This window comes from Spiroplasma apis B31, assembly GCF_000500935.1.
GTDB classification, from domain to species: Bacteria; Bacillota_I; Bacilli_A; order Mycoplasmatales; family Mycoplasmataceae; genus Spiroplasma_A; species Spiroplasma_A apis.
The window spans coordinates 848510-865574 of record NC_022998.1; the positions used below are offsets into that span (position 1 = coordinate 848510).

A 17065-nucleotide genomic window follows, 5' to 3' on the forward strand; every position below is an offset into this window, starting at 1 on the left:
CAAACTTTTCAATAAAGTTAATATATAAACCATTAAAAAGAAGGAAAACACAAATTACATTGCCATTCCCTCCTACCCCTTTTTTAGAAATTATATAAAGTTTATGTTCAAAAATGTGTAAAATAATATTGATATTTAGGAGTGAATAAATGAAAAAGCTTATCAGTATACTTACTGCAACTACTTTAATAGCATCATCTACAGTTTCAGTAGTTGCTTGTAGTAGTAACGCTAACTTTAGAGAATTTAAATCATGAATAAAAAACGAAGATAGTTTTTTATTGTACATTGGAGCCAAAGATTGTGATTACTGTCAACAATTTGAAGACACATTAAAAATGACCAACAATGAATTAGAGCAACTATTAGCTAAAGCTAATAGTATATATAATGCAAAACATAGTAATGAATCTGAAATAAATAACGGTGATTTGACTGATTTTGGTCGAAAAATAAAACACAATAAAATAGATTTTCATCAATTTATTACTGATGAAAAAGCAAATAATTGAAATGAAAATTGAAGTAAAAATATCTACAATTGGATCGTTGAACAAATAGTAAAAGTTTATATAAAAGTAAGATTTGAAACAAAACCAGAAATTGAAGACAATTATAAAAGATATTATAAGATTGCTGAAGATAGAGTTAAAACCTACTTATCTTCTAATAGAGGGACACCATTCTATCTTTTGGTTAGAAATGGTAAACTTGTATTTTGAGAAGTAGGATTTGAAGGTGCAACTAACAACAATCATAAAGAAGCTTTAGAGAAATGATTTAAAACATTCGATGATGCACTTAATCAAGATCAAATAGAAATTAAAATAGCAGATAAAATTGATGGTTCGAAACCTTCTGAAGATAAAAAAGAAAGCTTATCAAATTTTAAAAAGTATAATTACAATTTAGACTTTAATAAATACATAAATAAGAAATAAAATCGTAAACCTAAGATTCCTTAACGAAAGTCTTAGGTTTTTTTATACTTCTAATAAAAAGTTTAATTATAAAATGTCTAGCATTAACATTCATTTTTAAAAGAATTCTAAAATCTAAAAATTTTTTTATATTGAAAATTATTCTCACTTTTTTGTGTATTATATTTATATGTGTATTAAATATTAATATACTAAAAGGAGAAAAATATATGAAAAAATTATTAGGATTATTAGGTGCACTAGGGATGGTGGCCTCAACAGGTGTATCTGTTGTAGCATGTGGTAAAAAAACTGAAGAAAGTAAAACTCCCGAAAAAGAAGAGGCGGCTAAAAATGAAATTAAACTAGACTTTGTGTTCAAAGGAGTCGAATCTATAGAATATGACGGAGAAGAAGAATTAGCAGATATTTCTAAACTAATATTAGACGCACTAGCGTTGACAGCAGGTGGTGATGACTCATTTTATCAAACTCTTATGTACGAGGGTGACGAACAAGTTTATGAATTTACTTTAGAAGATTTCGAACAAAACATTAAAGAAATTTTTGAATTTGAAGTAGCAGAAAATAAAGAAAGTGTAAAAATAAGTATCAAAAAAGCAGACTTCTTCGATAATTATTTATTTATTGGAGAACCAATAACAATTGCACTTGATAATATTGGAGAATAAGTTGCGTAAAAACAATAAATAATCTCATTTATATTTTAGAAACAAGTTTTTAAATATTATAGGATAACACCGACAATGGTTGGTGTTTTTTTTATTTTAACTCCCGTATTATTATGACGTCTTTCATTGTATGCATCAACCATAAAACGCTTTCACATTTGAATTATGCCTAAATAATACATAAATCAACTTCTTGGTTACTTGATTTGTAAATAAAATGTATTGAGTATTGTTTTTTAATGCTCATATTTTTTCCAAGATTCTATGTGTTTTATTTAAAAAACGATGAGTAATTTATCTTAGATTTATAGGTTTATATTTTAATTCGTTATTTAATTTTCTTCTTACAACTGAGTTTTACATAAAAAATCTACATAATTTAATGTAGATTTTTTTTAAATTCTCTATTGGGTTTTCTCTATTAGAGTAATTGATATTTGATAGTTCTATAAAATTGTATTTATTTGCTTACATACGCCTCTGCTTTACCTGTTAAATGTAATCCTTTTAATGAGTCTTCTTTACCCTTTATAATTTCAAAAGTAAATGACCTTACTGTATCAATATTATCTTTTGCTAGTTCTTTCTTATCATTAAAATATTCAATTTTAACTATTTCATTAACAAGTTTATTTATATCCAGTTTTTTTAATACAGGAAAAAGAGAGCTATAAGACTTTACCAATTTATCAACATAACTTATAAAATCGTCTTTAACTTGTGTTTGGTTTTTTAGATCTACACTTTGACTTAACTTAACATCTTTTAAAAAGCTAGAAAGCATCGAAACTTCAACATTATGATAATCAAAAACAAATGGTAAAGGTAAACCTACAACACTAGATTTGTTGTCTTTATTAATTACTATACCTATAAATTCTGTTGTTGGTTTTTTCAAAGGACTATAGCCAATTGCTTCTGGTTTAATTGATACATCTATAGTATATTTTTTATTATCTTCTGGGTCCATTACTAAATCAGTAACATCAAAGTTTGATTCTTTAGACTTTGATATATATAACTTTTCGCCTTTCCCTAAGGGTTTGTTTAATATAACTTCTATTTTACTGGTATCATCTTTTTTATTAAAAATGGCTTTTGAAGCATATGTTTCTCCAAAATGCTTAATTTCTATAGTAAATCCATGTCCGATATTATCATTTCCAAGTTTAAAAGTTAACTTTTCAGTAGTAAATGGCACGTCTTTTAAGTTTTTCAAACTAATAGTACCTTTAAAATAGCTACCTTTTTTTGTAAACTCAGAAATTTGAAGAACTGACTCAGTACCTTTATCAGAAGATACAACTATTTTATCTGTTTCATTTAAGGTTTTATTTATTTCAACTGTAATATCTACTTTTTGTTTTTTACTAGTAATGATTTTGCTATTAAGAGTTACTTCTCCAACCGGCATTATTTTTATGGGAGTAGCGTTTCCAACTAATTTGTCCCCTTTTTTAACTGTTAACATTTCTGTAGTTGTACCATCAACGTTTTTACTCAATTTGATGATACTTGTATAAAATTTCGGGTCTTTTTCATTTTTTACAAATTTACTTAGTTTTAAAAGAGATTTATCTCCTTTATCAGAAATAACTTCTAAAGATTCGTTACCAGCCAACACTGAAGATAATTCAACATTTAAAGTTACTTCATCAGAACTACTTGCAATTTTTGTAGAAGAAAGATTTACATCTCCTATTATATTAATTTTTATTGAAACTTCTGATCCAACTAGTTTATCACCAATCTTAACAGATAGTTTCTCAGTTACAATACCAAAATCTTTAACTTTAATTGTACCTGTATAAACTTTTTTATCGAAAAAATCCTTAGTAAGCTTTTTGGGTAGTTCTAATAAAGATTTATCACCTTTGTCAGAAAATAGAGATAGTTCTTGATTTGGTGCTAAAGTATCTTTTAAATTGACAGTTATCTTAACTTTTTGAGATTTACTTGTTATTTCATTAATATCAGTTTTAACAGTTCCTAAATTTTCGGTGGGTGTTTTTGGTTTTTCCTCAGACTTATTCTTTGTACCACCACATGCAATTACAGCTGAACCAGTAGATGAAATAAGTCCTATTGATGCTAATAATCCTATTAATTTTTTCATTATATTCTCCTTTAATAAGGACTAATTAAAATTAGTCCTTGTTCACATTAATGAAATTAATATTTTTATTATTTAATATAAATATTATGATCAATAAAATTATTATTAAAAAAATAACTAAATGACAAATTAATATAGTTTAAAAAAAACGGAAATTATTTAACTATAGTTAATTGATTATATTAAAGTCAAATTAGTTAATTATTAAAAAAATTTTAAACAAGATTTTATATAAAACACTTTTTATAAATTTTAAAAGTAATTTTTAGACCTATAAAAAAATTACTTTTTTCAACTATAAAACAATCATCTTACTTTAACATTACACCTCTCTTCATAATAATGTCTTTTAAAATCACATTATTGACATAAAGTATTTTATATTTATTAAAAGAAAAAAGTTACTCTTTTCAGTAACTTTTTTTAAAATATTTTCCATTTTATGAAAAAAAATATCCTCCGTGCTTACTTGTATGATTGTTATTAATATTCAAAACTAGAAAACAAAAAAAGACACACATGTGTCTTATCAAGTCCTATAAATGGTCCCCGGGGCCGGACTTGAACCGGCACGACCGTTTAAAATCGCTGGATTTTAAGTCCAGTGCGTCTACCACTTCCGCCACCCGGGGGTATTAATAAAAAATGGTGTCCCGTATAAGACTTGAACTTATGACCCACTGGTTAAAAGCCAGTTGCTCTACCGACTGAGCTAACGAGACGTATTGATAAAATGGCTGGGCTAGCAGGATTCGAACCGGCGCATGAAGGAGTCAAAGTCCTTTGCCTTACCGCTTGGCTATAGCCCAATAATAAAAAAATGGTGGGGAGAGACGGATTCGAACCGCCGAACCGAAAGGAGATGGTTTACAGCCACCCGCGTTTAGCCACTTCGCTATCTCCCCAAGATAATAAGTGGTGCTGACTAAAGGAGTCGAACCTTCGACCTATTGATTACTAGTCAATTGCTCTACCAACTGAGCTAAGTCAGCGTCTTCTGATAATTCTTAAAGATAAGAACCTTTTCAATTATACAAAATAATAAGTCATTATGTCAATAAATTTTAATTAATTTTTAAAAAAATGAGTAATCATCTTTTATTTACATTTGACTAAAAAAATGTAACTTGTAAGTAAAGAAAATAAAAAGTACTCTGGGCGGAGCACTTTTAAAAGATTTAATCCAAAACAAGTCTATTATTATAATTAAATTTATAAAAATGCTTATTTGATAGGGCTAAATAAACAACATGGGCTATATTTAAACCTGTTCCAGACATATTTAATTATATTTTATTTTGTTCAGAATATCAATAAAGAGTAATTATTTTGTAAATAATATTTATAAAAAATACTTACTTATAATAAATAATCTATTGATCAATAATTTAGACTCATTTCGCTAAGCAAAGATAGTGTTTTTGCCCTATATAAGGGTCATAAACAACCAAAAATAGACTTAAAAGATGTGATTCTAGGTTTTTTTGTTTGTGATTGCTTTGAAGCCCCATAAAGTGGTATCAAGTTGTTTTGATTTATAAAAGTTTTAAAAAATAATCTAAATTAATGAATAATTCACAAAATAAAATACTCATTAAACATATTAATGTTCAATGAGTATTCAGTTACATTTATTAGTCATTAATGATGACTAGTTTTTTAATAATCTTATTTCACTTATTTGTGCTTTAGAGTTGGTTGTTTTCAACTTTATATTAAATATGTTAGTAATTTTCCCATCTGATACCTTATAAATAAAATCATTCTCTGCATTTATTTCAATATCAACAGTTAGCTTTTTAAAATATTTGTAAACTTTTTCTTTAATAGTGCTTAAATTAGTAATTTCTTCATTTATATAGTTATCAAGGCAACCAATTAGAGGAGTTAATCAATCTTTATTTTCTGCACCCATTTTGATTACATTACTTAACACTGATGACTCTACAAAACTTCCATCATCATTTAGTCCTAAATGTTTAAATAAATGGTTAACATCGTTAAGAGCATTTTGTAAGGCATCATTTTCATACATGCTTTTAAATAAATTTGCTAAGGTATCGAAATCAACTGTAGATTTTTCAACTTTTTCTGTAGAATCTTTTAAATCTTTGAAAATATCTGACAATTTCTTATTAGAAATCATATCTAATGCATTATTTGTTACGTGATCAAATCCTAATGCTTTATCTGTTGGTTGTTTTTGAAACATCTCTACTATCTCACCAACAGTTTTGTCTAAATAACTTTTTAAACTTAAATTTAAGTGTTTATTATCATTATTTCATAAATACCCAACTCAATTTAAGGCAAACTTATTTCAGTCATTGTTTTCGTTTACTGCTTTTATAACATTTTTTAAGAAATCTGGTAGAGCTTCAACACCTAATAATGTATCAGCGGTGATTGTACCATCTTCAACATAACTAGTTAAACCATTATCATCCTTATTTTGCCCTAGACCCATATTTAAAAATGCTCTTATAATAAAATCAATTGAAATTTTGACTTTTAGTCCCGCAACAACAGAGAATTCTACAAAGTCTGCTTTATTAAGTTTTTCAACAAATTTAGAAACTAATTTGATTAAACCGCCTTTTTTGTTTCCTTTATATTTTACAGTTCCAAATATTGCATCAATGTAACTAATATTTAGTTTGTCGTCAGTTCCCAAAAGAAAGTTTACTATATTTTTTAAGATGAAGCCTTCATTATCAGTTGATAAAGCATTTAATATGTTGAAAATATTTTTTATATCTATTTTGTTAGAAACAATTTTTGTATCCCTCATGGCACCAACCTCGTTTAAGGTCATTGCTCTGGATGTAATATCTTCAAACTTGAATTGATCAAGCGGCAATAATAAAGTTCTTACAAATCTAATAACTTCAGGTATAGCTTTAATATTCTTAGTTATGTCAAAACTAATTGTTTTTTCACCACTCATTAGATAAGAAATATTATTAGCAAGGGAATCTATTGCTTTATCATAATTTGAGTTTATATCATCTTTTGTATCATACTTCAATGTATCAGAACCTTCATTCGAAAATAGATTGTTTACAGCGTTTGCTAATCCAATAACACTAGAATCAAGTGAATCTTGATATGTCATGTCTTTATAAATATCGCTGCTAAAAGCTTTCTCAAATAATTTTAGAGTATCATTATCAAGTACTTTTGCCAATGATTTTAAAGTATCTTCTGAAATTAAATTTGTAATAACTGAAGGGTCTTTTGCTAACATTAAAAGCAATTGACCTAAACTAGAAGGATTTGTGCATAAATTTAATATTGTTGGTAAAAGATCTGTAACTTTCTTCAATGACTCAATAGTTTCATTATCTAGAGCTTTGACATCACTTTGGTAAATATTATCTGACAAGTTTAACTCTTTTGCCATCAAGTTTTTATCAAAGTAAGTATTATAAACATCATTAAACTTACTATTTACATTTATATCATTTGAATTTCCTACTTCTGTAATATTTAATTCGCTCAATGTTTTATTTTGTACAAGTGAGGTTAATATCGAAGAAGTACTTATGTGCTTATTATTGTAATCGATGTTTTCATTTTGATTCATAAACAAAGCTTTTGCCGTTTGTGACATCAATTTTGATGTAATTACGCTTTTATCTTGTTCGTTATTTGAGTCTATTAATTGAGTATTTTTAGTACCACATGCAACAACTGTTGCACTCGTCGAAGCACCAATACTGATTGCTCCGATTAAACTTAATAATCTTTTCATATTTTTTTGTCTCTCCTTATATTTTTTTTATTTTAGTAAAAATGACTAACTGGAATATATAGTAAAAGTATTACTAAAAAGGTTTGTTAATCAAATTTGTTTATTTATATTCTTATTCACCGACAACATTTTAAAATCAACACACCTCCTTGATTTTTTTAATTTTACATTATAAAGTACGAGTGTAAGAAAATGTAAAACAAATTTGAGAATATTGAAAAAATTTTAAAAATAAGTATGGTGCTGATTTTTTAGTACTAATTGAAAATTGATAATTAGTTTCAAAAAAACATATTAAAAAAACACGATGCTAAATGTCGTGTTTGTTCATTATTTTAAGGATTAATGGTTCTTTTATTGGTTGAGGTAAAATATCTATTACAGCATGAGCTTGTAATGTAAAACTCTCTAAATTGTCTTTGTTTGTAAATAATGTCATAACGACTTCGTTTTCTTCTACATAATCATCTGTTGTTTTATTTAGATATATGCCAGAAGCGAAATCTATCTTGTCATTTTTAGTTTTTCTACCCGCACCTAATTCCATTGATAAAAGGCCTAATGATTCAGCAGATTTGAAATTAATATAACCTTTTTTAGGAGAACGTATTTCGATAGTATGGGCTGTTTTAAAATTTTTATCGTAATTTTCGATAACCGAGAAATCTCCACCTTGCGCTATTATAAATTGTTTTAACAAGTTGGCTGCTTTACCAGATTTCAATACTTTCATTATTTCTTTTTCAGCTAAGTTAAGATTTTCAAATATCTCAGACTCTACAAGCGTTATGCTGGCTGCTTTAACGCACAATTCTATCAAATCCGAAGGTCCACTACCATTAAGTGTATTCCACGCTTCTCTTACTTCTAAAGCGTTTCCAATAGTTCTTCCTAAAGGACGATTCATATTTGTAATCATAACAGTTACATCTCTTTTATGAGATAGGCCAATATTAATCATAGTCTTTGACAACTCAATAGCGTCGTCGAATGTTTTCATAAATGCTCCGCTTCCTACTTTAACATCTAAAATAATCTTGTCAGCTGGTATTACCAGTTTTTTAGACATGATGCTTGAAGCGATTAAAGGTATTGAATCCACAGAACCAGAAACATCTCTTAATGCATATATTTTTTTATCAGCTGGTACAATATCTTCGGATTGACTCATAATCGAAAGTCCAACTTCTTTTAAAATTTGTTTGAACTTGCTTTCACTTATTTCACCTGTTCAACCAGGACAACTTTCAAGTTTATCAATTGTTCCACCAGTTTGCCCTAAGCCTCTTCCTGATAATTTGGCAACTTTTACCCCAAATGCAGCTACTAGCGGTGCAAAAATTAAACTAGTTTTGTCTCCAACACCACCAGTTGAATGTTTATCGGCAGTTGGCCCATTTACACCTTCTAAATTATAAGTTACTCCAGAATTTACCATAGCTTCTGTAAAATATGATATTTCATTTTTAGTCATTGAGTTAAATCAAACTGCCATATTAAACGCAGACATTTGATAATCTTTTAAAGAGCCATTAGTAAATGAACTTACTAATCATGTTATTTCTTCTTTTGATAGTTCTATGTTATTTTTTTTCTTTTCAATGATCTTAACAAAGCTCATTACGTTCACCTATTCCAATCTATAAGATTGATAAATATTAATAAAAGCTACATTTATTTTTTTTGTCCACTTTTTTAGGAACTAAGCCATTTGCTTTTGGATCAAAATTTATGTATTTATCCATATTTTTTTGAACTTCTTTTTGAACATTTTTAGTTAATAATTCTGTTTTGATTGATATAAATTTTTCAGGCATCATTGGTTTACCAAAAATTACCTTAACTTCTATTTTTTTTGGCCTATTTTTATCAAATAGTTTGCAAGAATCAATAATTGTTACTGGAACAATTGGTGCATATGCCATTTGAGCAATTTTCATGCTTGCCCCAAGGAATTCATTCATTTCTTGTTTAGCACTTCTTGTACCCTCAGGGAAAACTACAACAGTTCTTTTATATTGGTTGATAAGTTCTTTACCTTCCTTCATAGCTTGTAAGGCGCTTCTAGGACTATCACGATTTAATGAAATGTTATCAGTTAAGTTCATAAAATGCTTAAATATTTTTTTTGTTCATAATTCTTCTTTTGCGATAAATGCAACAGGTTGTTGCAATGAATAATCATTAATTGCTAATAAAAGAATTGGGTCTAAATTTGATTGATGATTTGGTGCTAATACTATTCCTCTATCTAATCAATTTTCAATACCAAATACTGAAATGTTAACATTTGCAATCTTAAGAACTTTTCTGATTTTTTTCTTGACTCAATTATAACGATACTCCTCAGAATACATGTTAGGGTCTGTTTTTATTTTTTTTGTCATTTTTTTAGCTTTTTTTACAGTTCTTCATATCGTTCAAGCACTAAAAAAGATTCTTCATTTAGAAACAATTTCTCTTTCTTTTCTTTCTTTTCTAACTTGTAATTGCTTTTGGTCAGAGACCGCTACTTCATTTGCTTTTAATTCATTTTTCTTTTCCATTTTTTAATTCCTCGTATATATTTTAACTTCGAACTCATCGTTATATATGGTTTCTGTTAATGTAAATTCTTTATCATTGATTTGAGGTGCAAAAGTATCCCCTTCATAAAGGCCTTTAACAACGCTAACAACAAGTTTATTTGCAAACTTTAAGCTAAAATCGTAAATTTGCTTTCCACCAATAATTATAAGTTCTTCTGAGCTATTTTTATAAGAATTTAGAAAGTTTTCAAAATCATTGATTATTATTAGATCGGGGTGCTTCAAATCAATAACTCGAGATGTTACAACATAGTTTGTTCTGTTAGGGAGCGGTTTTAATCTTAAAGACTCTCATGTATTACGACCCATTAATACTTTTTTATTCTTTGTGTAGTTAACAAAGAATTGCATTTCTGACTTTATATTTCAAGGTAGTCTATTGTTTAAACCAATTACTCCTTTTTCGTCTTGTGCTCAAATCAAAGTAATCATTATACTGCAACAGCTCCTTTAATTGGTGGATGGCTTTCATATCCTTCTAAAGTGATATCTTCATAAGTAACATCAAAAATTGTTTTATTCTTGAAGTTAATTTTTAATTTTGGTAATGTTTTGGGTTCTCTAGATAATTGTAAATTAATCTGCTCCAAGTGGTTAGAGTATATATGAGCATCTCCGATTGTATGAATAAAGTATCTAGGTTTATAATTACATTCTAATGCAACTAATGTTAACAACAAAGAATAACTAGCTATGTTAAAAGGAACACCTAGAAAAATGTCTCCACTTCTTTGATATAGTTGTAAGTCTAAATAACCATCACTTGATACAAAAAATTGAAATAAAGAATGACATGGTGGCAAAGCCATAAAAGGTACTTCAGAAGGATTTCAAGCACTTATAATGTGTCTTCTAGAATAAGGGTTATTCTTTAGGTCATTTATCAAATTAGTAAATTGGTCAACTCCTTCAAAGTTTCTTCATTGTTTTCCATATACTGGACCTAAATCTCCGTGTTTTTTTGCAAACTCATCGCTATTTTTTATTTTTTCCACGAATTCGTTCAAAGTTTCCCCTTTGTAATCAGAAGATTTTTTATAAATTTCGAATGGTCATTCGTTTCAAATCCCTACCCCGTTATCGACTAAGTATTTTATATTGGTATCTCCTTTTATAAATCAAAGAATTTCATGTACTATTCCTTTAAAAAACACTTTTTTAGTTGTTAAAAGAGGGAAGCCTTCCCTAAGATCATATCTTGTTTGTGTACCGAACAATGAAATGGTTCCAGTACTAGTACGGTCCATTCTTGTTTCGCCTTTTTCTAAGATAGTTTTTACTAATTCTAGATATTGTTTCATAAACACCTCACTGTAAATAATTATATATTGATATTATGGTTTTATTGCAATTGCCACAGCATAGTTTCTTTCATGTGATATAGATATTTGAATGTCTTCTAATTCATCATTTTTTACTATTGGCTTGTTATTTAAATAACTTACATTGATGTTATGTGGTGCTATGTTTATATCAATTGCTTTAAAGATAGCTTCTTTAACGGCTCATCGACCCGCTAAAAATTGTAGTTTACGTTGATGGTCTTCAATTGCATTTAACAACTCGATTTCTTCGGTGTGAAGTATTCTTTTTATGAGACGTTCTTCTATAGAAACACGATTTATTTCTATAATATCTATACCAACTTTAATCATTCTCACCCAAATCTGCATACGCAAAGTATTTATTTATTCAAAATCCATTATAATTTTTTTTAGCAATATCAGGATTTTCAGATCCTCCTAAAACCAACAATGCATTTGGATTTAAATTACCTCAGTTTTCAATTTCACCTAATTTTTGTGTCAATAAACCACCAGTCGGTACAAACTCCATACCTTTTATAAAGAAGTTGGAAGAATATAATGAAGCTAAGAATGGGAAAGTTTCCATGTTTTTTGTTGTTGTCTGATTTACGTAGTAAATGTTTCTCATAAAACTATATGTCTTAACAGGGTTTCTTAAAACTTTTGAAAGTGCTCGTCTTTCACTGTCATCAGTTGCATTGTCTATATTGTCTATATTGTTAGCGATTTTTATAAAAGGATTAGTTTCATTTTGTGATGCGTCTGATTTTTGCTTGCTTCAATCATAAAAATCTTTTAATACTTCTGGTGTTACTCATTGAAGTTTTGTTTCTATATTTTTTTCTGCTTTAAAATCTTCTAAACTATTAATGAGTTCATAACTATTAACAGTTGTTTTTGCTGTGTTGGTAACAAATGCTTGAATTCCCATAAGTAGTAATTCACTTGTAATTCTAAATACACTTTTACTGTCTTCTGGCATAAGATTTATACAAGCTGAAATTGGAGCAGTTAAAGGATTGTCACTAGTGTATCCATTTACCATCAGTTCCTCAAATTCTTTAAAAACTGGTTTCAAAGTCGAGGTATCCATAGATTCCATCTTTTGATTAGCAATAGTTGTTAAAGGTTTAATCATATATTTTTGAATACATTGATTAGTATAAACTATAGATGAAAAATTCAAATAAGGAATCTCAGTTGAGATTTTTCTACTAATTGCATATCTATTAAATGAATTACCGTCTTTTGTCCAATCCGCTTGTTCTTTTTCGCTCATTTCATTAAAATTCAATCTTCCAAGAGTTTGTGTTTCAGTTGCTATGAATGGATTCGATAAAAGTGTTGTAAATATTAAAGAAAATGTCATTCCTATTGCAAACCCATTAACAGCCCCTAACATTGTGTCTGCTGAGCCAATTATTTTTAAACGTCTAATTCTTTTTTTAACAGCTATAAATAAGAATAGACCAATAAGATTGACTAAAATAAATGTCAATATTGTTAAAATTAAATAAAGAACACAAGCAACACAAACAGTAAAAAACTCATAGCCTAGGCCTTGAGAATCAAAATTAAGATCACTAGTAATACCCATGGTTTTGAATAAATTCAATAAAACGTCTTTTATACTATCAGACATTGATTCAAATGCAGAAGCCAAACCTTTTGAGGCTAAAAAATTCACAACTGTTTTATTGATTGAATTAGTTATTATTGTTGGAATAAACATCATTAAAACAATTGCAACAAGTTCAACAAGCAAGATATAAAAAGAAACGAAAAACCCTCGTTTTGCACCGAAAGCTGTAGTTGATATAATTATTGCTAACGCTAAGATATCAAAAAGTCATCATGGCCCAATATTAAATATCATCAAGAAGCGCTCCTTTATTTACTAAAAAGATTATACCAACTTTTATTTATGAAATAGAACATAAAAAGCAATAGTATAATATTAAGGTAGATTTTAAGGAGTACAATTGTGAATAACAAATCTTGAAAAAATGTTAGCCTAACAATCATCAATAGTATCACTAAAGAATATGACAATTACATTGAACAAAGTAAAAATCCTTATATAAAATACCTTATTAGACTTTCTAATAATGATGTTATAAGTATATATACAAATAATACTTTATTGATACAGTCTTCAAATTGACAAAAGTATGCTGTTAAATTCAATTTACCTTACAATAACACATTAAACAGTCAAAAAAAAGAACAATCAATGATTGAAAGTTTCAATGATATTAGTGTTATTGGTTGTGATGAAGTAGGAGTTGGTGACTTTTTTGGTCCACTTGTTGTTTGTTGTGCATTAGTTCCTAAGGACTTTGCCAAGTCAGAGCCTACCGTTTTCTCTAAAATAAAAGACTCTAAGAAGTTAACTGATAACGATATTTACCGAATTTATCCATTATTACTTGAAAATATAAAACACTCATTTTATACAATGGATAATCAGGAATATAATGATCTTTACGATAAATACCAAAATACACATAAATTAAAAGCAATAGCACACAACAAATGTTTAAATCAATTTTTAGAAGACGATGAAATCAACTATGACAAAATAATAATGGACCAATTTGTTAACAAAGAAAAGTATTTTTCTTATCTCGAGGACCAAAATACTAAGATTATAAAAAATATTGAATTTTACACTAAAGCAGAAGATAAAGTCATTGCTGTTGCTTGTGCCAGTATAATTGCTAGATATCATTTTTTGACCACAATTGAAACCCTAAGTAAGAAATATAACATTAACCTACCTTTGGGGGCTGGTAATAGTGTCAAGACATTAGTGAACAATTATAAAACCAGCTTGCCAAATGATGTAAAAAATTTTATTAAGTTACATTTCAATGACAAAATAAAATAAATGTCTCATAAAAACAAATAAATCCATACTTCAAAGTATGGATTTATTTGTATTAATTTTTATTTTATTATTTTAACTCTAATACTACAGCTTCTTTATACTCCAATATTACATTTGCATCATTTAACATTCTTTTTGATACTAAATTTTCAGTTGTATTGCAATATTTGTCAGATGAATATATGATTTTTTTGATTCCTGACTGAATTATACTTTTAGAACATTCATTACATGGAAATAAAGAGGTATACAATGTGCATCCATCAACACTTCTTTGTGAAGAAAGGATCGCGTTTAATTCTGCGTGAACTATGTATGGATATTTAGTATTTTCTCAGTCACCATTACGATCTCAAGGATAATTATCATCATCTAGTCCCCTAGGTAGTCCATTGTAACCAGTTGAAATGATAATATTTAAATTATTGACAATTACACAACCTACTTGTGTTTCTGGATCTTTGCTTCGCATAGCATTTAACTGAACCATTGCCAAAAAATATGTATCTCAGTCGATATAGTTCTTTCTTTTACTTATCATTATGACCTCCTACTTAAAAACGTACTAAGTTTCCGTTTGCATTGAAATACAGTCTTCATTTATTTAGTCCTAAAAAGCGATTAGCTTGCTCAACACTAAAAGTATTGTATTGTATATAAGCTCCCATAGCATTAATTGAATCACGGTCTTCTGCTAAAGAAGAATATGGTAAAAATAGGAAAATAATTGGAATGATTACGAATCCAGCAATCATTACAACTGGCATAACAAAGTATCTATCAAGATTCTTATAATTATAAGTCATCAACATAGTTAAAGCTCCAGAAATACCTGATGCAGTAACTATTAATATTATTTCGTTTGTTGTTTTAAAAAATAATGAATATGCAATCATTATAAGAAGTGGCATAATAATTCTATTTTTAGAGAAAATAATAACGGTGTCGTTTTTCTTATCTCAAGTTGTAACACCTAAAGCTGCAATTGTTGAGGCTGTGAAACCTAATACACCATTAAATTGACCAAAAGGTATCATGACTGATACAAATAATCCAGCAAGAACATAGGTTATTAATGTAATTGATGCGAATTTCAGTGTTCCCAGAACACCTTCTGTGTATTTAGATAGTTTCAAGGTTAAAGAACCAATAATAAATACTTCTATTATGGCTTTCAACAATCCACCATTATTAGCTGTAAAACCATATGTGAATATTCTTCAATATTGTTGTCCAATAACTGTTAAAGATCTATTTGTAGCACCAAAGAAAAGTGAGGCAACTGCATCAGATTTTAAAGGAGTATTTGGATTTCTCATATTTAACATAGTTCACATTATATAAGTAACAATTGGTAAAATTATAAACATTGCACCCAACAAAATTGACAACGCACTATTAGTTGTCATTCTTGCAGCTAGATTTTTTAACTTAATATTACTAGATTCTGAAGGATTTTTTAATGAGGCTAACAATTCTTCTTCATCGATTTCTGGAGAATCTTCGTTTTTTTCAATAACAAGACTATTTATTCTAGGGAAATGATTACTTAATTTAGTTTTAATAGTTTCTAAAGAGTCAACATCTATTAAAGTTCCATCAACAAGCGATATCTCTAAATTTGAAGTTAAGGCAATGATCAAAGTATTTAATTTTTCTCTTTTAGCAGACTTAACTGTATTTTTTATTTCTTCTAAATTCTTGTCTGATGTTACAGGATTACCAATAGTAACACATACAATTTGAAACTTATTTTTAGGATTAACTAAATAAGAAATATTTTCATTACTGTATTTAGGTAAAGCTTTATATTTTTCAACTTTAATTAAAAAGTGTACCAAGTTTAGTTTTAATTCACTAAGATTTGCGTTCATATTTTACACCTATTCTTCTAACTCTTTAAGTTTATCATTAAATTCTTTTGGTAAATCACTATTTAGACTGATATTTTTTTTTGATATTGGATGCTCAAAGCTTAAGTTGTGAGAATGCAAGTATTGTCCAAACTCCATTTTTTCATCTTCTTTATAAGCATAAAGCGGGTCTCCTAAAACAGGGTGTTTTATGTAATTCATATGCACCCTGATTTGATGGGTTCTCCCAGTTTCGATAACACACTTTAATAATGTATGTTTTTTGAAACGTTTCATAACAGTGAAATGTGTTCGAGCATTTTTTGAATTTAAATCAGTTACAGTCATTTTTTTACGATCATGTTTTTGTCTCCCGATAGGAGCATCAATAAGTCCTGTATTTGGTTCAACAACTCCGTGTACAAGTGCCAAATACTCTTTATGGATTTTATTTTTTGCTAACATTTCTGTTAATGCTCTATGTGTTTTGTCATTTTTAGCAACAATCATCAAACCTGTTGTCATTTTATCAAGACGATGGACAATTCCAGGTCTTAAAACTCCCCCAATAGAAGATAGTTTTTCAAGCTTATATAGTAGACCATTAACTAATGTACCATCAGGATTTCCAGCCGCAGGATGTACAACCAAATTATTTGGTTTATCAACTACAATTAAATCATCATCCTCATAAACTATTTTGAAATCAATTTTTTGTGGTTTAGCATCTAATTCTGTTGGTGCTTTTAATTCGACATATATCTCATCATTTTCTAGTAGATTATATTTTGGAGTTACTTCATTATCATTAACCTTGATGTAACCTTCATCTATTAGTTTTTGAATATAACTTCGCGAAAAATTATAACTATCTTTAAGTCTATCTGTTAAGAACTTGTCTAATCTACCTTCATTATTTGTTAACACCAATCTTATTGATTTCAT

The 17065-nt window shown here is 28.1% G+C and carries 15 protein-coding genes and 5 tRNA genes; 3 read left to right on the forward strand and 17 right to left on the reverse strand.

Going from position 1 to position 17065, the window contains the following annotated elements:
* Nucleotides 1-149 precede the first annotated feature (149 nt).
* Both SAPIS_RS03660 and SAPIS_RS03665 read left to right on the forward strand, forming a co-directional pair.
* Nucleotides 150-941 carry a lipoprotein gene (locus tag SAPIS_RS03660; RefSeq protein WP_023789770.1) on the forward strand — a complete coding sequence of 264 codons (792 nt, stop codon included), beginning with the start codon at nucleotides 150-152 and terminating at the stop codon, nucleotides 939-941.
* Nucleotides 942-1150: 209 nt separating this feature from the next.
* The gene (locus SAPIS_RS03665; RefSeq protein WP_023789772.1) at nucleotides 1151-1612 is read left to right on the forward strand and encodes a lipoprotein; all 462 of its coding nucleotides are present in this window, start codon (nucleotides 1151-1153) and stop codon (nucleotides 1610-1612) included.
* Between the two features lie 56 nt (nucleotides 1613-1668).
* On the opposite strand, the gene SAPIS_RS05570 is transcribed toward SAPIS_RS03665, so the two are convergent.
* The 14 genes from SAPIS_RS05570 to SAPIS_RS03730 all read right to left on the reverse strand — a co-directional run bounded on the left by SAPIS_RS05570 (nucleotide 1669) and on the right by SAPIS_RS03730 (nucleotide 13253).
* Nucleotides 1669-1794: a hypothetical protein gene (locus SAPIS_RS05570; RefSeq protein WP_268744265.1), complete on the reverse strand. Its 126-nt coding sequence runs from the start codon at nucleotides 1792-1794 to the stop codon at nucleotides 1669-1671.
* A 278-nt stretch (nucleotides 1795-2072) separates the two neighbouring features.
* Nucleotides 2073-3728 (reverse strand): lipoprotein, encoded by a 1656-nt coding sequence (locus tag SAPIS_RS03670; protein WP_023789776.1) that lies wholly within the window; start codon nucleotides 3726-3728, stop codon nucleotides 2073-2075.
* Between the two features lie 543 nt (nucleotides 3729-4271).
* Nucleotides 4272-4360, reverse strand: a tRNA-Leu gene (locus SAPIS_RS03675).
* A gap of 14 nt (nucleotides 4361-4374) precedes the next feature.
* A tRNA-Lys gene (locus tag SAPIS_RS03680) sits at nucleotides 4375-4450 on the reverse strand.
* Nucleotides 4451-4462: 12 nt separating this feature from the next.
* Nucleotides 4463-4537, reverse strand: a tRNA-Gln gene (locus tag SAPIS_RS03685).
* Between the two features lie 12 nt (nucleotides 4538-4549).
* Nucleotides 4550-4633: transfer RNA gene (locus SAPIS_RS03690), tRNA-Tyr, on the reverse strand.
* Nucleotides 4634-4644: 11 nt separating this feature from the next.
* Nucleotides 4645-4720 (reverse strand) — tRNA-Thr (locus SAPIS_RS03695).
* 659 nt (nucleotides 4721-5379) lie between these two features.
* Nucleotides 5380-7482, reverse strand: a complete 2103-nt coding sequence (locus tag SAPIS_RS03700) for an MOLPALP family lipoprotein (RefSeq protein WP_023789778.1) — start codon at nucleotides 7480-7482, stop codon at nucleotides 5380-5382.
* Between the two features lie 310 nt (nucleotides 7483-7792).
* Complete coding sequence (locus SAPIS_RS03705) at nucleotides 7793-9103, reverse strand: thymidine phosphorylase (protein WP_023789780.1); 1311 nt, start codon at nucleotides 9101-9103, stop codon at nucleotides 7793-7795.
* 37 nt (nucleotides 9104-9140) lie between these two features.
* Nucleotides 9141-10028: a lysophospholipid acyltransferase family protein gene (locus SAPIS_RS03710; RefSeq protein WP_023789782.1), complete on the reverse strand. Its 888-nt coding sequence runs from the start codon at nucleotides 10026-10028 to the stop codon at nucleotides 9141-9143.
* 3 nt (nucleotides 10029-10031) lie between these two features.
* Nucleotides 10032-10502, reverse strand: a complete 471-nt coding sequence (locus SAPIS_RS03715) for a dihydrofolate reductase (RefSeq protein ID WP_023789784.1) — start codon at nucleotides 10500-10502, stop codon at nucleotides 10032-10034.
* Nucleotides 10502-11371, reverse strand: coding sequence for a thymidylate synthase (locus SAPIS_RS03720; protein WP_023789786.1), 870 nt, complete (start codon nucleotides 11369-11371; stop codon nucleotides 10502-10504). Before SAPIS_RS03720 ends, SAPIS_RS03715 begins: the two co-directional genes overlap by 1 nt.
* A gap of 33 nt (nucleotides 11372-11404) precedes the next feature.
* A complete protein-coding gene (locus SAPIS_RS03725) occupies nucleotides 11405-11725 on the reverse strand; it encodes a holo-ACP synthase (RefSeq protein WP_041612614.1) in 321 nt (106 codons plus the stop codon).
* Nucleotides 11718-13253, reverse strand: a complete 1536-nt coding sequence (locus SAPIS_RS03730; protein ID WP_023789790.1) for a CvpA family protein — start codon at nucleotides 13251-13253, stop codon at nucleotides 11718-11720. Before SAPIS_RS03730 ends, SAPIS_RS03725 begins: the two co-directional genes overlap by 8 nt.
* A gap of 108 nt (nucleotides 13254-13361) precedes the next feature.
* On the opposite strand from SAPIS_RS03730, the gene rnhC reads away from it, so the two are divergent.
* Nucleotides 13362-14267: a ribonuclease HIII gene (gene rnhC / locus SAPIS_RS03735; RefSeq protein ID WP_023789793.1), complete on the forward strand. Its 906-nt coding sequence runs from the start codon at nucleotides 13362-13364 to the stop codon at nucleotides 14265-14267.
* Between the two features lie 67 nt (nucleotides 14268-14334).
* On the opposite strand, the gene SAPIS_RS03740 is transcribed toward rnhC, so the two are convergent.
* From SAPIS_RS03740 to SAPIS_RS03750, 3 genes are read right to left on the reverse strand one after another with little or no spacing between them, the layout of a single operon-like run.
* On the reverse strand, nucleotides 14335-14808 hold the full coding sequence (locus SAPIS_RS03740; RefSeq protein WP_023789795.1) for a deoxycytidylate deaminase: 474 nt from the start codon (nucleotides 14806-14808) through the stop codon (nucleotides 14335-14337).
* 13 nt (nucleotides 14809-14821) lie between these two features.
* Nucleotides 14822-16141 (reverse strand): rhomboid family intramembrane serine protease, encoded by a 1320-nt coding sequence (locus tag SAPIS_RS03745; protein WP_023789797.1) that lies wholly within the window; start codon nucleotides 16139-16141, stop codon nucleotides 14822-14824.
* Nucleotides 16142-16150: 9 nt separating this feature from the next.
* On the reverse strand, nucleotides 16151-17065 hold the full coding sequence (locus SAPIS_RS03750) for an RluA family pseudouridine synthase (protein WP_023789799.1): 915 nt from the start codon (nucleotides 17063-17065) through the stop codon (nucleotides 16151-16153).